A 19309-nucleotide genomic window follows, 5' to 3' on the forward strand; every position below is an offset into this window, starting at 1 on the left:
AAGTATGAAATCATGCGAACGCGCCGACGGCGCGTTCATTTCAATTCGACGCAACCTGACCATCATGATCGACGTTTCATTGATTACCGACGCGCTCCGCCCGAGCGGCGCGCCCACGCAGTACCGCGTGTCGCCCGAGAAGCTGATCTCCGGCGATCCGCTGCAGACGCTCACGCCGGGCTTCGCGAGTCCGTGCGGGCGGTTTTCGACCGGCATCTGGGAAAGCACGCCCGGATGCTGGCATGTCGCCTATACGGAAGCGGAGTACTGCGAGATCCTGGAAGGCACGTCCGTGATCACCGACACCGAGGGCAACCGGAAGACCGTGCGCGCGGGCCACCGCTTCGTGATTCCCCCCGGCTTTCGCGGCACCTGGGAAGTCGTCGAACGCACGCGGAAGATCTTCGTCGCCTACGACGAGCAACCGGCCGGGTAAGCAACGGCGACACGGCTCGCCCGCGCCATCGCGCCCCCCTGTCGCCGCCGCTCGCGGCAGCGTTACCGCCCGGCGCCAAGGGACCCGAGAATCCCGTACGCGGCCTTCACGCGGTCCTCGATGGGCACGCTGCCGTTCGCGAGCATCACGATCGCGATCCGCTTCGACGGCACGAATGCGACATACGTGCTGAAGCCGCCGGTCGAGCCGGTCTTGTTGATCCACGTATCGGGGTTCGGCGCCAGCGGCGGCTTGATCGCGCTGGCCGGTACCGCGTCGTACAGCATCTTCGGTGCGTTGCCTTCGAGCAGCGTCGGCAGCGCGACCGGGTACGGATACTGTTCCCAGATCAGGTCCTGCGTCAGCGGCCCCGCGCGGAAATAACCGGCGTGCGTGCGGTCGATCGCGCGCTGCAGGCGCGGCGCCGTCTGGATCATCCCCATGTTCGCCTGCACGAAGCGCAACAGGTCCGCCGCCGTGGTCCGCACGCCGTAGGCCGGCTGCCACAGCATGCCTTGCGTCATCCGGACCGGCCTGCCGTCCTTCGTATAGCCCTGCGCGTAATCGGCCATGCGTGCGTCGGGCACGTTGATGTACGTGTGCGTCATGCCGAGCGCGGGAAAGAGCCGCTGCTCCATCAGCGCCGCGAAGTCCTTGTGCATGGCCTTCGCGGTGAGCCACCCGAGCATGCCGATCGCGACGTTCGAATACTTGCGGTGCGTGCCCGGCGCATACTCGGGCCGCCAAGCGTCGAGATAGCGGATCAGGCCGGCGTCGTCGCGAATGCTGTCGGGCACCTGCAGCGGCGTCCCGCCGGGCGTGTGCGTGCCGAGCTGGAGCAGCGTGACGACGCCGAACGGCTTGCCCTGCAGTTCGGGCAGATACTTGGCGACCGGGTCCGCGAGCGACAGCTCGCCGCCCTCCTGCGCGTCCGATGCGAGCGTCGCGGTCAGCGTCTTGCTGACCGAGCCGATCTCGAACAGCGTGCCGCCGGTGACGGGCTTGCCGGTCTGCTTCGACATCACGCCGTAGTCGAACACGTAAGGCTTGCCGTCGGCGACGATGCCGATCGCCATGCCGGGAATCGCGTACTGCTTCATCAGCGGGGCGACGTGGCGGGTCACGGTGTCGCGGATGTCGTCCTGCACGGCGGCGGCCGCGCGGCCGGCCGCGGTGGTGGCGCAGGCGGCGACGAGCAGCGTCGCGGCGAAGCGGGTCATGGTGAATCGCATCGTTGCGGTTCCTTTGGTATCGGATGGTTGCATGAGCAACAGGCCGCTACGCGCCGCACGGCGATCGTTCTGGCCGGCCTGTCGATGCAGGACTATCCGCCGCCGGCCAGCCGCCAACAATCGACGATATGTTGCGCGAGCCTAAAGAAATTCTTATGAGACCCGCGGCATCACGCATCGTCACGGGTGCCGCCGCGCCTGCCGCGATCGAGGCTCGACCGCGATGCGGGTCAAGGCTGGTGTGCGGAAGGAAAGCCGTGATGCTCGAGAAATTCGGACACGACGGGTTGCCAGAGGTCGATGCCACGCGAGAACAGCAGGTGTCCGTTGTCGGAAAACGGCGGCAGCAGCCGATAATCCGCGTCGCCGCCCGCACGGACGAAGGCCTTGTACCACGCGCCGCTGTAGGTCGGATCGAAGTACCGGTCGTTCTCCGTATAGATCCACAGCATCGGGACACGCGCCGTGGTCCCGAAGCTTGAAAACATCGCTTCCATCAGTTCGCCCTGACACGGCGCCCCGGGGTGCTGGACGGGATCGCCGCCGGCGCCGCCGGCGAAATTGATCGCCGCGACCACGCCGTCCGGATTGTCGGCCGCCATCGCCGTCGTGATGAGGCCGCCTACCGATTGACCGACGATGACGATGCGATTCGGGTCGACGTCCGATTGGTGTTTCGCGTAGTCCAGTACCGCGCGCTCCTCGGCGCGTGCCGCGTCGACCAGCGGGTGATAATCCTTGTGGCGACATGCGCCGCTGTATTCCGGATCGAACTGCGTGCCGAATCGCCCGTATCCGATCCGCGTCGGTTCGAATACGGCAAATCCTTTGCTGACGAAGAACCTGGCCTGTTGCGTATAACGAAATCGCGCCGGTGAGACACGATCCTGCGCATTGCGCCCGTGATTGAGAAGCAGGATCGGGAATGGGCCGTTCCCGCTCGGCATGAACCGCGTGATCGCGACCGTGCCGGTATCTTCCTTGCCGTAAAAATCCTTCACCTTGACGTCGACCGTATCCACCGATTCGTGCAGGTCGGATGCAAACGGCCCGGCGTGGGCATCGCCAATCAGGAATGCAAGGCAAATCAGGATGACGCGCATGATCTGAGTCCCGAACGATTGTTTTTCTGGAACGACGAAGTACGACGGCCGGCGAGAAGAATCCGCATCGGCCGGACGACGCACGCGGCCCGGCGGGCGCGTACGATCACCGCGGCAGCCGGTCGAGAAACGCCAGCATCGCCGCGTTGAATCGCGCGGGGCGCTGCAGCGGCGCGAAATGGCTGACGCCGGGCAGGATCGTCAGCGTCGCGCCCGGAATCGTGTCCGCCAGATACGCGGCATGCTCGGGGCGGATGAATTCGTCGTGCTCGCCCTGCACGATCGCGACCGGCACGGCAATCGCCGCGAGATCCCCCGCCGTGTAATTTGGTTGCGTGCGCATCATTTCACTGACGGCCGCGACGAATGCGTCGAATTGATCGGGTGTCGCGGACAGTTGCGCGTAGTCCTTGCGGTGCCGCGCGAAACAGCGGTCGATCAGCGGGCCCGGCACCACCTCCTTCGTGCCGCTCGGGTCCATGTTGCACGCGAAGAAAAACACGCCGGCCGCGCGGGCCGGTGCACGGGCCGCCAGCACGAGCGCGACGCACGCACCGTCGCTCCAGCCGACGAAGCGCGCGCGGTCGACATGCAGCGCGTCGAGCACCGCCAGCACGTCCGACGCCATGCGTTCGTAGGAATAGGGTTGCGCGTCGCGCGTGCTGCGGCCGTGGCCGCGGCTGTCGATCAGGATCGCGCGGTAGCCGGCCGCGAGCAGCGCCGACACCTGGTTGCCCCAGTTGCCGCCGTGACCGAGGCCGCCGTGCAGCAGCACGACCGGCGGCCCATGGCCGAACGACGCGTGCCAGATGCGCGCGCCGTCGTGTTCCAGCCAGCCTTCGACCTCGGCCGCCGGCAGCGGCGTGCCGCCGTGGGCGTCGAAGCGGACGAGTTCGTCGTCGTCGGGTTCCGCATGCATCGTTTTGCCGTCCTTTCGAGGGAGACGCGCTTGCGATTGTAATGCGTGCGGGCCGCGCGGCCCGAAGCCGTCAGGCTTGGGTCGACACCAGCCCGCCCGACGACGCGTTGCCCGACTTCTGGAGCGCCGCCGCGAGTTGCGAGATCGCCGTCGACAGCGCCGCCGAGATCGAGCTGGCTTGCGCGCCCAGCGTCTGCTGCTCGATGACGGCGGACGGATCGTCCTTCGCGCGCCGGGCCGCGTCCGCCATCTGCCGTTCCAGCGTCGCGAGCTGCTTCTGCAGCCGCTCGATCAATGCCTTCAACTGCGTGACGGCCGGGTCCTCCGCCGACGACGCACCCGATGCGCCGAGCGTTTCGCCGGCATCGCCGGCCGCCTTCGCGCCGGTGGTACTGCTCGTCCCCGTCGTGCCGGTGCTGCCCGGGGCAGCCGTCGTGCCGTCGGCGGACGAGGTCGCGGCCGCGGCGGCCGATGGGTTCGCGCTCACGCCGCTGTCCGCCAGCGAGGCGCGCGCGGTCGTGGAGAAATCGATCTGCATCGTGTCGGTCCCTGTGTCGGTAAACGAATCGTGACGGGGCGGGAAATGCCTTCCAACTCGTTTACGGCATTCGTCACACGAAACTTGAGTATCGGGGTCGGACGGATGCGCCGACCGATCGCCGTTTCAGTCGCGAAAGGGCCAGAATGGCACCACCGCGGCGCTGGTAAAATCGCGGCTTCGCCGGCCGGAACCGCGCGTCGACCGCCTTCGGGCGTTCGCGTGCTACCGCGCCGGTATCGACTCCCGCCCTGTCGGGCGCGGCATGCCACGCGTGCCGACGCCGCCATCGCGGCGCAGCGGGTCGCCTGTTCCGCCTGCCTCCGTGACCCGCTCGCCGGTTCGAGCGGCGAGCGCCGAGCGGCGCGCGCTTCATTCATCATGTATTCGAGGAACACACGATGGCCCGCATCGGCGCCTTCTGCATCACGACGTGGCTTGCCGCCGCGATTCTCTACTTCGGCCAGCACTCCGTCGCGATGATCGCGCTCAGCGGTGTCGTCGTGTTCGGCGGGTTCGATCTGCTGCGTCCGTAACGCCCGTCGGCATGCCGGCGGCACACCGCCGAGCCCCGATCCGCGGTCGGGACGGTCGAGCCGCCACGCGCACTCCGTGATGGCGCCGCCGTCAGTGCGCGCCGGCCGTCATGCGCGTGTAGTCCGCGTTCGGCCCGGACGGCGGCGTCAGGTTGTCGGCAGCCGCCCATTGCGTCGGCGTCGCGGACAGCGTGTAGCGCATCGTCCCGCCGTTGGCGATCGTGCCGAGCGGCAGCCACGACCCGGCATAGTCCGCACCGTTGACCTTCAGCGACTGGATGTACGCGAACGACGGACGACCCGACGCGTCCATCGCGACCTGCTTGTCGCTGTCGAGCCGCAGTGTCTTGCCGTTGCCGAGCCAGACGGTGATCCCGCTGAATTGCGGCGTGGACAACGCGAGCCCGGCTTCCGACGGAATGACCGGGAACATGCCGAGCGCCGCCCACACGTACCAGCTCGACGTCGCGCCCATGTCGTCGTTGCCCGGCAGGCCGTCGCGCGTGGTCGTGAACGCCTTCGACATGATGATCGGCAGGATGTACTGCGCGCCGCTCGGCTGGCCGGCCCAGTTGTATCCCCACGGCGACTGGAACGACGGTTCGTTGCCGATGTACAGGCGGGTGGACGCTTCGCCGCCGTTCAGGTCGGCGGAGCCCGGCACGGTCGAGAATGGCGTCGTGATCGCAAACAGGTTGTTCAGCCGCGCGACGGCCGCCTGCTTGCCGCCGATCGCGTCGATCAGTGCGGTCCAGTCCTGCGCGAAGGTCCAGAAGTAGTTCGGCTCCGTCGACTCGTGGAACGCGCCCGGCACGAGCGTGCCCAGCGTGCCGGGCGCCGAACCGGACGGCGGTGCGTTGCGCGCGGCGATCACCTTGTTCGTGTAGTCGAAGAGGTTGCGCCACCATCCGGCTCGCGTGTACAGCGCGCCGATGTTGTCGGGCGTCACGCCGACCGACGGCGCGTTCAGCACGCTCGCCGGTAGCGCCTGCAGGAACGCGGCGGCCGAACGATCGCTCAGCACGCGCTCGATGGTCGCGGACGACGAATGGCCGTCGTCGCTTTGCGACAGGTAATGGGCCGTCAGGAAATTGGCGAGCCCCGCCGCGCTCGTGCGGTCGTTGCATGCGCTCGACGGATCGAATACCGACTGCTTCGTCAGCCGCGCGGCCGACACCAGGTCGAAATCGGTCGCGCCGAACTTGTACGCGCCGGCAATCACGTTCAGTGCGTTGTCGCCGGCCATCGGCGTCGAGTCGTCGCTGCCGTCGACCCAGTGCGGAAAGGCGCCGCACTGCAATGCGTCGACGACGAGCGACTGCATCATGTCGCTCGATTCCTTCGGCGCGAGCATCGCCAGCAGCTGCACCTGCGACCGGTAGGTATCCCACAGCGAGAAGCCGGTGTAGTGTGCGCCTGCGCCGCCCTGTGAGCCGTCGGCGCGCCGGAACGCGTAGTCGCCGACCTTCGCCGTCGCGCGCGGCGGAATCGTGCCGGTCTGGTCGACCGATTTCGGATAGCTGCCGTCCGCGTTCCTCGGCTGACGCATGCTGCGGAATTCGCCGTTCGCGTCGCTGTAGAGCGTCGGCGTGGCGAACACGCGGTAGAGCGCGGTGTAGAACTTCGTGAGGTTGGCCTTCTGTGTCGCATCGAGCGAGGACGGATTCGCGGCCTGGTCGATCTGGATCGTGTTGAGCCGGTCGTTCCACAGGCCGGACGCGGTCGCCCGCGCGTCGTCGAACGTGAGCTTGTCACCCTCGCCTTTCAGGTTCGCCCGCGCATTCCGGAGGCTGACGGACGAGATCCCGATCTTCACGGTCACCGTCCGGTCCGCGTCGGTCAGGTCGAACTGCAGCGTCGCCGCGCCGTTGCTGGCCGTGTTCACCGACGACGTGCCGGTCTGCCTGCGCAGCGGCTTGTCGAAGGTCGCGTGGAAATACACGGGCGCATTCCAGACCGTACCGTACGGCGTGCAGAATGCCGGCGCCACGGCCTGTCCGCTCAGCGACTTGCCGTCGCTCGCGAGCGCCAGCGCGACGTTGTTCGCGGTGACCTTCGTGCTGCCCGAATCGCTGTTGCCGTTCAGCTTCGCATCGATCGAGAAAAAGCCCTTGTCCTTGTTCGTGTACGTGAAACGCGCGATGCCGGCGCGCGCCGTCGCGCTCAGCTCCGTCACGATGCCGTTCGCGAGGCGCACCTTGTAGTAGCCGGGCTGGGCCGTTTCATCGGCATACCTGTACCCGATACCGATCGGCCGGCCGCCCGATGCCACCGCCGTCGCCGCATCGGTCGGCAGCATCGCGACCGTCCCCTGCCCCGGGCAGCCGACGCCGCCCAGATGCGTCACGCTGAAGAAGTCGATCGTGCCGCCCGAGCCGCCCGACGACAGATAGCCGCCCGAGCCGTTGAAGTCGCGGCGCGGCGTGTTCGGCCCGAAGTTCACCATGCCGAACGGCACCATCGCGCCCGGGCTCACGTTGCCCGCATAACCCGAATCCGGGTTGACCTGCGTGCCGATGAGCGGGTTGACGAACCCGGTCAGCTGCATGTCGGTACGCTTGGGCACGGTCGATCGACCGGGCTGCGGCTGCGGGGACGGCACCGAAGTCGCCGGCGGCACCATCGACAGCGTATCGCCGGCAGTGTTCGTGGCCGTCGAAACACCGTTCACGTCGTCGCCGCCACATGCGGCAAGCGCTGCACAGGCCAGTGCAGCGACAAGCATGAGTCGCGAATTTTTCATTTTTTTGATTAGTACCGTTGATTAAAACGATTAATCCGGCGATGGAGATCGTTGCTGTCGCAACCGTCGCGCCCTCCAGTTTCAGGGAATGCCACCTGCTTCCCGAGGGCTTACAGTGCCGCAACGACTGTTTATGCACTACAGGAAGTTTCCCGAATTTTCAGTTTGTTTAACTAAACAATCTGAAGCCAAGTGCTTCGGGCATGAATTGCCGCCATTTGTTGCATTGCGGCGGCGGCGTGAACGAGTGTGGGCGACGGACGCCCGGCGAAGCCGGGCGCCGCATGAACTCGCGGAGAAGAACGAGCGGGCATGCCGCGCGCGTCAGCGCGGCAGCGTCCTCAACGACGACGGCCCGCCCGTCAGCGCGATCCGCTTGCCCGTGTCGCGCAGCTTGCCGCCTTCGACCACATACAGCGCAAGCTGCCGTTCGACGTTGAACTGCACGATCACGTGCCGGCTGTCGGCGGCAAACGCGATGCCCTGCGCGGCTTCGCCGCCGGGCACCTCGTTCACCTTCACGGCCTGGCCGTCGCGGATCGCGAACAGCAGCACCTTGCCGTGCGCGTGGCGGCCCGGGTTGTCCGGTGTCAGGTTCGAGCCGTCCATCGCCTGCACGGCGATCCATTTGCCGTCCGGCGAGATCGCGACGCCTTCCGGCAGCGACGGCACCGTCAGGTACTGGACCGTGCGGAACGGCACGCGCGACACGTCGACCAGTGCGACCGAATCGGCGTCGCCCGCGAGCGTGCCCGTATAACCCGGCAGCCCCGCCAGCCCCACGTTGCTGACGACGGCCCAGCGATTGTCGCTCGACACGTCGATCGTGTAAGGCGCGACGCCCGTGCTCAAACGCGTGCCGCTGTCGGTCACCTTGCCGTCGTCGACGTTCAGCACCGCGACGCCCTGCTCGTCGCGCAGCGACACGAGTGCATGCTTGCCATCGTGCGTGAAGCTGATCCCGGCCAGCCGCTTCTTGCCGATCTTCAGGCTGCCGTCGAGCGTCACCTGCGTGCCGTCGATGCGCAGGATCGACACGCTGCCGTCGACATTGGCGACGAGCGCGAGCCGGCCCGAGCGGTCGATCGCGATCCCTTGCGGATGCGTGCCGAGCTCGATGCGCGTGATCGCGGGCGGTGCGGCGCCGAGATTCACGACCTGCAGGAACGTGTCGAACACGAGCTGCTTCGCGGCCGTGTCGTAGCGCGTCGGTGCGCCGACGAGCGCGAGCTTCGCGTCGGGCGTGATCGCGACGGCCTGCGGCGGCCCCTGGATGCCGTTCTCGACGTCGACCTGCAGCGCGACCTTCGGCGGGAACGTGCTCGCATCGAGCAGCGTCAGCGTGTCGGCCGGCGGAGACGGCAGATAGGTGTCGCGGCCCTCGACACGCTGGTACTTGCCGTCGTTGCCGGACACGATCCAGTCGGCGGCGTGCGCGGCAACGGCCGTCGTGGCGAAGGTCAGCGCGGCGAGCAGGCGCGCGCTGCGCAGGCGGAAGGGATTCGAATGCATGGCGGTCGGTTCTCCGGATCGGTTGCGGACGCAATGGATTGCCCGGCCCTGCTGCTCGACGGGCCGGTGCCATCGCATGATGCCCGAAAGCGCGCGAATCCGGCGTCTCGCGCCCCGGCCCGTCACGCAGCCGATCGCGCGCCCGACTCCCATCGTGCCACGTCGTCGAGCGGATACACCGGCCGCGCGAGCCGCTCGTAGCGGAACAGCCCGTAGTCCGAGCCCGTCACGCCGCGGCTGTCGCATTCGACCAGCGCGGCCGCGATCGGCACGAATACCGGCCGGCAATACATCCGCGACTTCAGCAGCAGGAAGCGGGCCCGGCGCGGATCGACGCCGACGCTCTCGAACACGCCGAGATCCCACGGCTCCTGCGTACGCTCGGTGACGACGAGCGTGGCCGCGCCGATGTCGAGCACGGCAGCCCGCCCCATGTATGCGCGCTGCCCCGTGTACGTCGGCCCCGTGATCACGTATTCGCCGTCGGTGATCGCGCGCACGACGCCCGTCGCACGGAACGGCTCGCGCCGCACGCCGCCGTGCGACGGCAGCCGGTTGCCGACCGGCACCGTGACGGTTGCGCCGACGCCCGCGTCGATCAGCGCCGCCACGGCTTCGGGGTCGCACAACGGCCCGCTGACGATGCCGTCGAGCCCCTGCGCGAGCGCGGCCTCGAGCAGGTCCATCGTGTCGCACGGGCCGCCCGACATGCAGTTGTCGCCGTGATCGAGCAACAGCACGGGGCGGTCCGCGCCGCGCGCGAGCGCCGCGGCCTGCGCGACCGAGTCGGCAAGCGGTGCGCTGCGATAGACGAATTCGTCGCGCGCGTCCCAGATCTGCCGCGCGATGCGCTCGGCAACCGCGTCGGCCGCGGCACGGTCGCCGTCGGCCACCACCACGACGCTGATGCACGGTGCGGGAATATCCGCGAGCGAAAAGCCGGGCAGCACCGATACCGCCAGCATCCCGTCGGCTTCGGCCGCACGCGCGGCCTCCACCGCGCGCCGCATCGCGCCGTCCGCGCTCGCGCTGCGCAGCGTCGACGTCATCAGCGGCGGCTGCCGCCATGCGAGCACGGGCCGCGCGCGGCCGTGAAGCCGGTCGAACAGCAACCGTGCCGCATGCTCGCCGGTCTCGTACATGTCGACGTGCGGATAGGTCTTGAAACTGACGATCACGTCCGCGTGATCGACCATCTTCTGCGTGACGTTCGCATGCAGGTCGAGCGCGACCGCGATCGGCGCATCGGGCAGCGCCGCGCGCACGCGCGCGAGTAGGTGGCCCTCGCCGTCCGCGCTCTGCTCGGCGACCATCGCACCGTGCAGGTCGAGCATCACCGCGTCGCAACCGGGCGCGGCCGCGACGATCGCATCGCAGATCGCCGCATACGCGTCGGCCGCGACCGGCCCGCTCGGGTTCGCGGCCGCCGACACGGGCGTCACGATGTCGGCGCCTTCGCGCGCGGCCGCGTCGATGAACGCGGCCATCGCGGTGCGCATCCCGCGGTTCGCACGATACGCGTCGTCGCCCCAGTCGGGGCCGTTGCGGCCGAATGCGGCGAGCGGCGTCGGCACCGGCGAGAACGTGTTGGTCTCGTGGTTCATCCGGGCGATCAGGATCTTCATCGCGCAGCGCCCTCCGCGATCCCGGCAGCGCCCAGCATCGCCTGCAGCAGCACGTTGCAGCCGGCTTCCAGATGCGCCGGATCGGCGTCCTCGATCTCGTTGTGGCTGATCCCGTCCTTGCACGGCACGAAGATCATCGCGGTCGGCGCAACACGCGCGAGATACACGGCGTCGTGGCCCGCGCCGCTGATCACGTTCATCGACGACAGCCCGAGCGCGCTCGCACCGGCGCGAACCTGCTCGACCAGCGCCGCGTCGAACGGCTGCGGCGGAAAGTACACGACCTGCTCGACGTCGATCCGCATGCCGGTTGATGCGTACAGGTCCGCGCATGTCGCACGCAGTTCCGCATCCATCGCCGCCAGCGTCGCGTCGTCGGCCGCGCGCAGGTCGACGGTCAGCGTCACCCGGCCGGGAATCACGTTGCGCGAATTCGGATGCACGTCGACCCAGCCGACCGTGCCGCGACCGTGCGGCGGATGCGCGCGCGCGATGCCGTTCACCGCACGCACGAGATCGGCCGCCACCAGCAGCGCGTCGCGCCGCAGCTCCATCGGCGTCGGGCCCGCATGCGCTTCCATGCCGTGTACGGTCACGTCGTACCAGCGCTGTCCGAGCGCGCCCTCGACCACGCCGATCGTCGTGTCGTGCGCCTCCAGCACCGGCCCCTGCTCGATATGCGCTTCGAAATACGCGCCGACCGGATGCGCGCCGGTCGCATCGCCCGCATAGCCGATCGCGGCCAGCGCATCGCGCACCGACACGCCATCGCGGTCGCATTGCACGAGTGCATGATCGAGCGTGAATGCGCCCGAGAACACGCCGGACCCCATCATCACCGGAACGAAACGGGAACCTTCCTCGTTGGTCCAGACGGCCACCTCGAGCGGCGCGCGCGTACGCACGCCGGCGTCATCGAGCGTACGCAGCACCTCGAGGCCGGCAAGCACGCCGTAGTTGCCGTCGAACTTGCCGCCCGTCGGCTGCGTGTCGATATGACTGCCCGTGGCCACGGGCGGCAGGTCGTCGCGTTCGCCCGCCCGCCGCGCAAAGATATTGCCGATCGCGTCGACACGCACCGTGCAGCCGATTTCCTTCGCCCACGCGACGAACAGGTCGCGTGCATCGCGATCGAGTTCGGTGAGCGCGAGACGGCACACGCCGCCCTTGTCGGTCGCGCCGATCCGCGCGAGCCGCATCAGGCTGTCCCACAGCCGTGCGCCATCGACGCGCAAGCCGGACGCCGCGACGCCCGGAGTCAAATGCTCTACTTGCATCGTTGCCATTCCTCGCATTGAAAGGGTACGGCGTTCATGCGACGCCGACGCCCAGGTACCGGTCCTTCACGTCATGATCGGCCGCGAACGCGGCATTGCTGCCTTCGTAGACGATCACGCCCTGCTCGATCACGAAGTGGCGGTCCGCGAGCTGCGTGCACACTTCGAGGTTCTGCTCGACGAGCAGGATCGCGACGCCAGCGGCCTTGATCTGCTTCAACTGCTCGACGATCTCCTCGACGATCACCGGGGCGAGCCCCTCGACCGGCTCGTCGAGCATCAGCAGCCGCGGATGATTCATCAGCGCGCGGCCGATCGCGAGCATCTGCTGCTCGCCGCCCGACAACTGCCCGCCGCCGTTGCGGCGGCGCTCCTTCAGGCGCGGAAAGATCCGGTAGATGTCGTCGAGCTGCCACGGCGAATCGCGGCGCGCGCCGAGCCGCAGGTTTTCCTCGACCGACAGCAGCCGGAAAATGCCGCGATGCTCGGGCACGAAGCACAGGCCGCGCGCGGCGATCCGGTGCGCCGGCTGCCCGGACACCGGCCGGCCGTCGAACGTCACCGTGCCGGCGGTCGGCACGACGACGCCCGCGATCGTCTTGAGCGTCGTCGACTTGCCCGCGCCGTTGCGGCCGAGCAGCGTCACCGTCTCGCCTTCATTGACGTTCAGCGAAATACCCTGCAGCACGTGGCTCTTGCCGTAGCAGGCGTGCACGTCCTTCACGTCGAGCATCATGCGCGGCCTCCCGTGATCATGTTGCCGAGATAGGCGCTGCGCACGCGCGCGTCGCCGCGAATCGCATCGGGCTTGCCTTCGACCAGGACGCGCCCCTGCTGCATCACCGTGATCGTGTCCGAGATGTCCATCACGATGCCCATGTTGTGTTCGATCAGCACGACCGTGTAGTCGTCGCGCAGGCCGCGGATCAGTGCCTTCATGTCGTCGAGATCGTCGATCCCCATGCCCGACGTCGGCTCGTCGAGGAAAATCGCACGCGGCCGCGCCGCCAGCGCCATGCCGACCTCGAGCCTGCGCTGCTGGCCATGCGACAGCACGCCGGACGCGGTGTCGGCGAACCGCTGCAGGCCGAGCCGCTCGAGCACCTCGTCGACGATGCCGTCGTGCGCGAGCGCACCGCGCGGCGGCGCCCACGGATTCAGCGCGCGACGCGAATCGACGCCCTGCGCGGCAACCCGCAGGTTCTCGCGCACGCTCAGGTTCGGAAACAGGCTCGTCACCTGGAACGAGCGTGCAATCCCGCGCCGCACGCGCTTGTGATCGGGTTCGCGCGACACGTCGTGACCGTCGAACAGGATCGAGCCCGACGTGATCGGCAGCGTGCCCGTCAGCGTATGGAACAGCGTCGTCTTGCCTGCCCCGTTCGGGCCGATCACCGAATGCACGGTGCGCGGCATGATCCGCAGGTCGACCCCGCCCAGCGCGGTGAACTTGCCGTAGCGCTTGACGACGCCGCGCGCTTCGAGAATCGCTTCGCTCATGGCTGCTCCTTGACCGTGTCCGCAGTGCGATCGTTACGCCGCAGCGATGCGATGACGCGTTCGCCGAGCCCCCACAACCCGCGCTGCATGAACAGGCTGACCGCGATCAGCACGAGGCCGAGCAGCAGCAGCCAGCGCGGCCACAACGTCGACAGCCAGTCCGCGAACAACACGTAGAACGCCGCGCCGAGCACCGACGCGAACAGGTTGCCCGTGCCGCCGATCACCGTCATCACGAGGATCACCTCGCTCGTGTGGTAGTCGATGTTCGACAGCGGCGCGATGCCCGTCATCAATGCATGCAGCGCCCCCGCGAGGCCCGTGACCGCGCCCGAGATCACGAACGCCGCGAGCTTGAAGCGCTTCACGTCGTAGCCGGCCGCCGCCGCGCGCGCCTCGTTGTCGCGAATCGCGAGCAGCGTCCGGCCGAACACCGAGCGCGACACGCGCAGCAGCAGCCAGAACACCGCGACGAACAGCACCGCGACGAAACCGTAGTAGCGCCACGGCGAATCGAGCACGACGAGCGGATGCCCGAACGCCGACAGCGCGGGGCGCGGGATGTCGAGCAGCCCGTTGTCGCCGCCCGTCACATCCGGCGTCGTATACGCGAGGAAGTAGAACAACTGTCCGAACGCAAGCGTCAGCATCACGAAATAGGTGCCGCGCTGCCGGATCGAGAACCAGCCGACCAGCGCGGCCGCGACGGCGCCGAGCACCGCGGCCGCGGCCAGCGCGGCCGTCACCGACTCGACGCCGCGCGTCAGCACCAGCCCCGCCGTGTAACTGCCGAGCCCGAAGAAGATGCCCTGCCCGAACGACAACAGCCCCGTATAGCCGAGCAGCAGGTTGCAGCCGAGCGCGGCAAGCGCGAACACCAGCACTTCGGTCGCGAGCGACCCCGAACTCAACACGAGCGGCAGCACGCACGCGGCGATCACCGCCAGCCAGCCTTCCGGCCGCTGCAGCATGCCGCGCCACGGCTGCGGGCGTTGCGACGCCGCCGCGCCCGGCGGCAGCGGTTTCGACGACTGGATCATGCGGCCCTCCCCAGCAAACCGTTCGGACGCAACAGCAGCACGGCCGCCATCGCGACATAAATCATCAACCGCGCGCCTTCCGGCCACAGCGTGCTCATCAGGCTCTGCACGATGCCGACCAGCAGCCCGCCGACCAGCGCGCCGAGAAAATTCCCCATCCCGCCGACGACGACCACGACGAACGCGACGCCGAGCGCCTCGATACCCATGAACGGATCGACGCCGCGGATCGGTGCGGCGAGCACGCCGGCCAGCGCGGCCGTCGCCGCACCGAGCGCGAACACGAGGCTGAACACGCGCGTCACGTTGATGCCGAGCAGCGACACCATCTCCGTCGACTCGCTGCCCGCGCGCACCGTGCTGCCGAGCCGCGTGCCTTCGAGCACCCACCACAGCAACGCGGCGAGCACGGCCGTGAACCCGATCACGAACAGCCGGTACTTCGGATAGACGAAGCCGCCCCAGATCACGACGCCGTTCAGCGCGTCGGGCGGCGGCACGTTGTCGCCGAGCGGCCCCCACGCGAGGATCGCGCACTCCTGCAGCACGAGCGCGAGCCCGACGGTCGCGAGGATGTGGAATTCGTGCTGCTGCGCGTACACATGGCGCAGCACGAGTTTTTCGACGCCCCACGCGAACGCGCCGACGACGAGCGGCACGATCGCGAGCGCGACCCAGAAATTCGCCGACCATTGCAGCGCCTGGTAGCAGAGATACGCACCGAGCAGGTAGAACGCGCCGTGAGCGAAATTCACGAAGCGCAGCAGGCCGAACACGATCGACAGGCCGACGGCGAGCAGGAAATACAGCATGCCCACGCCGATGCCGTTGACGATCTGCAGCAGATAGACGTTCATGGCTTCCGTGTCGGAAAGGAAGGTAACGGACGCCCGCGGCACACGAGGCGCCGCGAACGCATGCACTGCGTCACGCGAGCTTGCAGCCCGTCTTGTCGACCGGCAGGAACGACTGGCCCGAGCTGACGATGTCGGCATAGTCGTCCGCGTTCTTCATCCGGCTCTTCGGCTTGCCTTTCAGCAGGTAGTAGTTCTTCAGGACCTGGTGATCGCCCTTGCGGATTTCCTCCGGCCCCGTGAGGCCGTCGTACTTCATCCCTTCCATCGCCGCGACGACCTTCTTCGGATCGGCGCTGCCGGCCTTCACCATCGCGTCGATCAGGATCTTCGTGCAGATGTACGAACCCGCGAGGCTGTAGTTCGGGTTCGCCTTGAACGCGTCATTCGCGCGCTTCACGAGATCGCGGTTCAGCGGCGCATCGATGCCGTGCCAGTACTGCGCGCCGAAATACACGCCGTCGCAGATGTCCGGACCGAGCGCCTCGAACTGCTCGAGGCCCGATGCCCACGCGAGCAGGATCGTGCAGTTGCGCTTCATCCCGAAGCTGACGGCCTGGCGCAGCGTGTCCGACGATTGCGAGCCGAAGTTCAGGATCAGCAGCACGTCGGGCTGCGCGGCCGCCGCATTCGTCAGATAACCGCTGAACTCCTTTTCGGCGAGCGAGTGGTAGCTGTTGCCGACGTGCTCGATGCCTTTCTCCTTGAAGATCGCCTTCGCGGCCGACAGCAGGCCGTCGCCGAACACGTATTGCGGCGTGATCGTGTACCAGCGCTTCGCCTTCGGCAGCATCTGGACCAGCGGGCGCACCGTCTGCTCGATCGCGCCGAAGGTCGGCACCGACCAGCGGAAGGTCGCCGCGTTGCAATCCTTGCCGGTGATCTCGTCCGCGCCGGCCGTCGTGATGAACACGCCGCCCGCCTTCTGGACTTCCTTGCCCATCGCCAGCGATTCGGACGACAGGATGCCACCCGCGAAGAAACGCACGCCCTTCTGCTGCGCGATCTCCTGCACGCGCCGCACGGCGGTCGCGGGCTTGCCCTCGGTGTCGAGCGACGTATAGGCGAGCGGCGCGCCGAGCACCTTGCCGTATTGCTTGACGGCCAGTTGCATGCCGAGATCGGCGTACTTGCCGTTGGCCGCGAACGGGCCGGACATCGGCACCGGGCACGCAAGCTGGATGGGCGAGCCCTGCGCGAACGCGACACGGGACGACATGCTGCCGAGCGCGCCCGGCACGGCCGACAGCGCGGCCAGTTTCAACAGTTCTCGGCGATTCAAGTTGACGCTCCTGATAAAGGGGGACACACGATGCGACCGACTGCCAAACCGTACCCACGCCCTGCAGGATGCGCGTCGCCGGTTGATCCTATTTATCATGATAAATAGAATGAACCTGATGCTAGAGTTGATCAAAATTGGTGTCAATCAGGCAAAATTCCGTACCCGCGCCGGGACCGATCGTCGACGATGACGCGGCGCGCAGTCAGACAAAGGAGTCGTGAAGATGGTCATGGACCGAGCCAGGGCGGGCCTCGCGGTCGAAATCAAGCAGCCGAAGCGGGCCGATCTCGTCGCCGAGGAGATCAAGCGGCTGATCACCGAGAAGGACCTGAAGCCCGGTGACCGCCTGCCGCGCGAGGCCGAGCTGCAGCAGCTCTATGCGGTGAGCAAGAGCACGATCCGCGAGGCGCTGAAGTCGCTCGAGGTGCAGGGGCTCATCAAGGTCACGACGGGGCCGTCGGGCGGCGGGATGGTCGTCGAGGTGCCGCTCGACCGCACGCTGCAGCTCCTGCAGAACTACCTGTTCTTCAAGGACGTGTCGATCGACGACATCTATACGGTGCGCAAGCTGCTCGAACCCGAGCTGGCCGCCGGCGCCGTACCGCACCTGACGGAGCGCGACTTCGCGGCGCTGGAAGCGAACATCGCGTGCTGCGACGGCGGCTCGGGCGTGCACGATCGCGGCCACATGCTGCGCCAGCGGCAGGAGGACACGACGTTCCACGACATCCTTGCGGCCGCGAATCCGAATCCGTTCCTGCGCTTCAGCTGCGAACTGATCAACGAGATGATCCGGCAGTTGATCGAGTTCCGGAACGATACGCCGCTCGTCGAGCACAAGCGCTTCGGCGAGGCGAACGTGTCGATTCACAAGGCGATCCTGCAGGCCGCGCGCGAGCGCGACGTCGAGCGCGTCCGCGCGCTGATGGTCGAGCACATGACCGAGGCGCCCAAGCATGTGAAGCGGATGAAGGGCAAGCTGCGCGGGCGGTTGATCCTCGATTCCGAGATTCGCCGGCGCGCCGCCGCTCCCGTTGCGGGCGCCGATGCGGCCGTGGCCGATCCCGAAGACCGCTGAGCGGCGGCACACGCGGCGTGGAATCAAGGCCGACCGCTTCGTGGCGGCCCGGGGACTGCTGCCGCACCCGCGGCGGGCGGCCACGTGCCGTTCCGATCGAACGCCAGGCGAGGCGCCGCCATCGGCGGGAACCGGTTCGCCGCCCCGGTCCCCAGGGCGATCAGGGCATCATCACGCGCTGCCGTCCGTGTACCCCGTCGTCCCCTTCGTTTCCAGATACTCGACGAGGCCGAACTCCGCATACTCGCGCCCGTTGCCCGAACGCTTGTAACCGCCGAACGGCGCGGCCGGATTCCACGCCGGGTAGTTGATGTGAACGTTGCCGACCCGCAACCTCGCCGCGACGCGACGTGCGCGCTCGAGATCCTTCGACTGCACGTAGGCCGCGAGCCCGTACACCGAATCGTTCGCGAGCGCGATCGCTTCTTCCTCGGTCCGGTAGGTCATGATCGACAGCACCGGCCCGAAGATTTCCTCGGTCGCGATCGTCATGTCCGGCGTGACGTTCGAGAATACCGTCGGCCGCACGTAGAAGCCGTCGCCTAACCCTTCCGGCCGGCCGGGACCGCCGGCGACGAGCGTCGCGCCTTCGTCGATCCCGAGCCGGATGAAGTGCTGGATGCGGTCGAACTGCGTGCGGCTGACGACCGGGCCGATGCCCGTTTCCGTCGAACGCGGATCGCCGACGACGGTACGCTCCGCTTCGCGCCGCGCCGCCTGCTCGGCCAGCGCCAGGTGATCCGCATGCACGAGCATGCGCGTCGGCGCATTGCACGACTGGCCGCTGTTGCTGAAGCAGCTGCGCGCGCCGCGCGTGACGGCATCCTCGATGTCGGCATCCGGCAGGATCAGGTTCGGGCTCTTGCTGCCGAGCTCCTGGTGCACGCGCTTCACGGTATCGGCGGCCGCCTTCGCGACCTCGACACCCGCGCGCGTCGAGCCCGTGAACGACACCATGTCGACATCCGGGTGTCGCGACAACGCATCGCCCACTTCATGCCCGTAGCCGTGCACGAGGTTGAACACGCCGGGCGGCACGCCTGCCTCGTGCAGGATTTCCGCGAACAGGATCGCGCTGAACGGCGCGACCTCGCTCGGCTTGAGCACCATCGTGCAGCCGGCGGCGAGCGCCGGTGCGACCTTGCACACGATCTGGTTGATCGGCCAGTTCCACGGCGTGATCAGCGCGCACACGCCGATCGGCTCGTGCGACACCAGCAGCGAACCGGTCTGCGTGCTGAAGCGGAACGACTGCAGCGCGCGGATCGTCTGTTCCAGGTGCGCGGTGCCGACCGCGGCCTGCGCCGCGCGCGCAAACGCGATCGGCGCGCCCATTTCCCGGCTGATCGTCTGTGCGACCTCTTCGTAGCGGCGCTGGTAGATCTCGAGCACGCGCCGCAACAGCGCGACACGCTCGTCCACCGGCCAGCGCGAATACGTGTCGAAGGCCCGTTTCGCCGCGCCGACCGCGCGATCGACGTCGGCCGCGGCGCCGATCCTGAGCTGCGCATAGGGCCGCGCGGTGGCCGGATCGATCACGTCGATCGACCGGGCGTCGGCCGGATCGAGCCACTGGCCGTCGATATAGGACTGTTGTGACGTTCGCATCGGTTGCTCCTTCTGAAATGAAC

At 67.9% G+C, this 19309-nt stretch carries 17 protein-coding genes; 3 read left to right on the forward strand and 14 right to left on the reverse strand.

All coding sequences use genetic code 11. The features are described 5' to 3' along the window. The first annotated feature begins 64 nt into the window (after positions 1–64). Entirely contained in the window at positions 65–436 is a 372-nt protein-coding gene (locus tag AC0KUR_RS10565; protein WP_082744791.1) for a cupin domain-containing protein, read from the forward strand. Between the two features lie 62 nt (positions 437–498). Here AC0KUR_RS10565 and ampC read toward each other — a convergent pair whose 3' ends face one another. From ampC to AC0KUR_RS10585, 4 genes are all read right to left on the reverse strand, one after another. Next, positions 499–1668: a class C beta-lactamase gene (gene ampC, locus AC0KUR_RS10570; RefSeq protein ID WP_175026847.1), complete on the reverse strand. Its 1170-nt coding sequence runs from the start codon at positions 1666–1668 to the stop codon at positions 499–501. Positions 1669–1898: 230 nt separating this feature from the next. Continuing rightward, on the reverse strand, positions 1899–2855 hold the full coding sequence (locus tag AC0KUR_RS10575) for an alpha/beta hydrolase family protein (RefSeq protein WP_473375854.1): 957 nt from the start codon (positions 2853–2855) through the stop codon (positions 1899–1901). Positions 2856–2877: 22 nt separating this feature from the next. After that, complete coding sequence (locus AC0KUR_RS10580; protein WP_226229219.1) at positions 2878–3690, reverse strand: alpha/beta fold hydrolase; 813 nt, start codon at positions 3688–3690, stop codon at positions 2878–2880. Between the two features lie 70 nt (positions 3691–3760). Next, on the reverse strand, positions 3761–4228 hold the full coding sequence (locus tag AC0KUR_RS10585) for a hypothetical protein (RefSeq protein ID WP_226229221.1): 468 nt from the start codon (positions 4226–4228) through the stop codon (positions 3761–3763). Between the two features lie 401 nt (positions 4229–4629). On the opposite strand from AC0KUR_RS10585, the gene AC0KUR_RS10590 reads away from it, so the two are divergent. Then, positions 4630–4764 (forward strand): hypothetical protein, encoded by a 135-nt coding sequence (locus tag AC0KUR_RS10590; RefSeq protein ID WP_006405345.1) that lies wholly within the window; start codon positions 4630–4632, stop codon positions 4762–4764. 91 nt (positions 4765–4855) lie between these two features. Here AC0KUR_RS10590 and AC0KUR_RS10595 read toward each other — a convergent pair whose 3' ends face one another. The 9 genes from AC0KUR_RS10595 to AC0KUR_RS10635 all read right to left on the reverse strand — a co-directional run bounded on the left by AC0KUR_RS10595 (position 4856) and on the right by AC0KUR_RS10635 (position 16597). Continuing rightward, positions 4856–7507, reverse strand: a complete 2652-nt coding sequence (locus AC0KUR_RS10595) for a GH92 family glycosyl hydrolase (protein ID WP_473375855.1) — start codon at positions 7505–7507, stop codon at positions 4856–4858. A gap of 324 nt (positions 7508–7831) precedes the next feature. Further along, the gene (locus AC0KUR_RS10600) at positions 7832–9019 is read right to left on the reverse strand and encodes a YncE family protein (protein WP_473375856.1); all 1188 of its coding nucleotides are present in this window, start codon (positions 9017–9019) and stop codon (positions 7832–7834) included. A gap of 122 nt (positions 9020–9141) precedes the next feature. Beyond that, on the reverse strand, positions 9142–10644 hold the full coding sequence (locus AC0KUR_RS10605) for a M81 family metallopeptidase (protein ID WP_034191918.1): 1503 nt from the start codon (positions 10642–10644) through the stop codon (positions 9142–9144). After that, a complete protein-coding gene (locus AC0KUR_RS10610) occupies positions 10641–11921 on the reverse strand; it encodes a Zn-dependent hydrolase (RefSeq protein WP_034192036.1) in 1281 nt (426 codons plus the stop codon). The genes AC0KUR_RS10605 and AC0KUR_RS10610 overlap by 4 nt, the downstream gene beginning before the upstream one ends. Positions 11922–11955: 34 nt before the next feature. After that, a complete protein-coding gene (locus AC0KUR_RS10615) occupies positions 11956–12657 on the reverse strand; it encodes an ABC transporter ATP-binding protein (RefSeq protein ID WP_059562383.1) in 702 nt (233 codons plus the stop codon). After that, entirely contained in the window at positions 12654–13421 is a 768-nt protein-coding gene (locus AC0KUR_RS10620; RefSeq protein WP_049034556.1) for an ABC transporter ATP-binding protein, read from the reverse strand. The genes AC0KUR_RS10615 and AC0KUR_RS10620 overlap by 4 nt, the downstream gene beginning before the upstream one ends. After that, positions 13418–14461: a branched-chain amino acid ABC transporter permease gene (locus AC0KUR_RS10625; RefSeq protein ID WP_034191921.1), complete on the reverse strand. Its 1044-nt coding sequence runs from the start codon at positions 14459–14461 to the stop codon at positions 13418–13420. Before AC0KUR_RS10625 ends, AC0KUR_RS10620 begins: the two co-directional genes overlap by 4 nt. Continuing rightward, positions 14458–15318, reverse strand: a complete 861-nt coding sequence (locus AC0KUR_RS10630; RefSeq protein WP_034191922.1) for a branched-chain amino acid ABC transporter permease — start codon at positions 15316–15318, stop codon at positions 14458–14460. The genes AC0KUR_RS10625 and AC0KUR_RS10630 overlap by 4 nt, the downstream gene beginning before the upstream one ends. A 70-nt stretch (positions 15319–15388) precedes the next feature. Then, a complete protein-coding gene (locus AC0KUR_RS10635) occupies positions 15389–16597 on the reverse strand; it encodes an ABC transporter substrate-binding protein (RefSeq protein WP_034191923.1) in 1209 nt (402 codons plus the stop codon). A 226-nt stretch (positions 16598–16823) separates the two neighbouring features. Here AC0KUR_RS10635 and AC0KUR_RS10640 point away from each other — a divergent pair, with 226 nt between their 5' ends. Next, positions 16824–17678, forward strand: a complete 855-nt coding sequence (locus AC0KUR_RS10640; RefSeq protein ID WP_034192037.1) for a FadR/GntR family transcriptional regulator — start codon at positions 16824–16826, stop codon at positions 17676–17678. 171 nt (positions 17679–17849) lie between these two features. Here AC0KUR_RS10640 and AC0KUR_RS10645 read toward each other — a convergent pair whose 3' ends face one another. Continuing rightward, positions 17850–19286: an aldehyde dehydrogenase family protein gene (locus tag AC0KUR_RS10645; RefSeq protein WP_473375857.1), complete on the reverse strand. Its 1437-nt coding sequence runs from the start codon at positions 19284–19286 to the stop codon at positions 17850–17852. Between the last annotated feature and the right edge of the window lie 23 nt (positions 19287–19309).

The organism is Burkholderia sp. YHN3-13, from assembly GCF_055810675.1.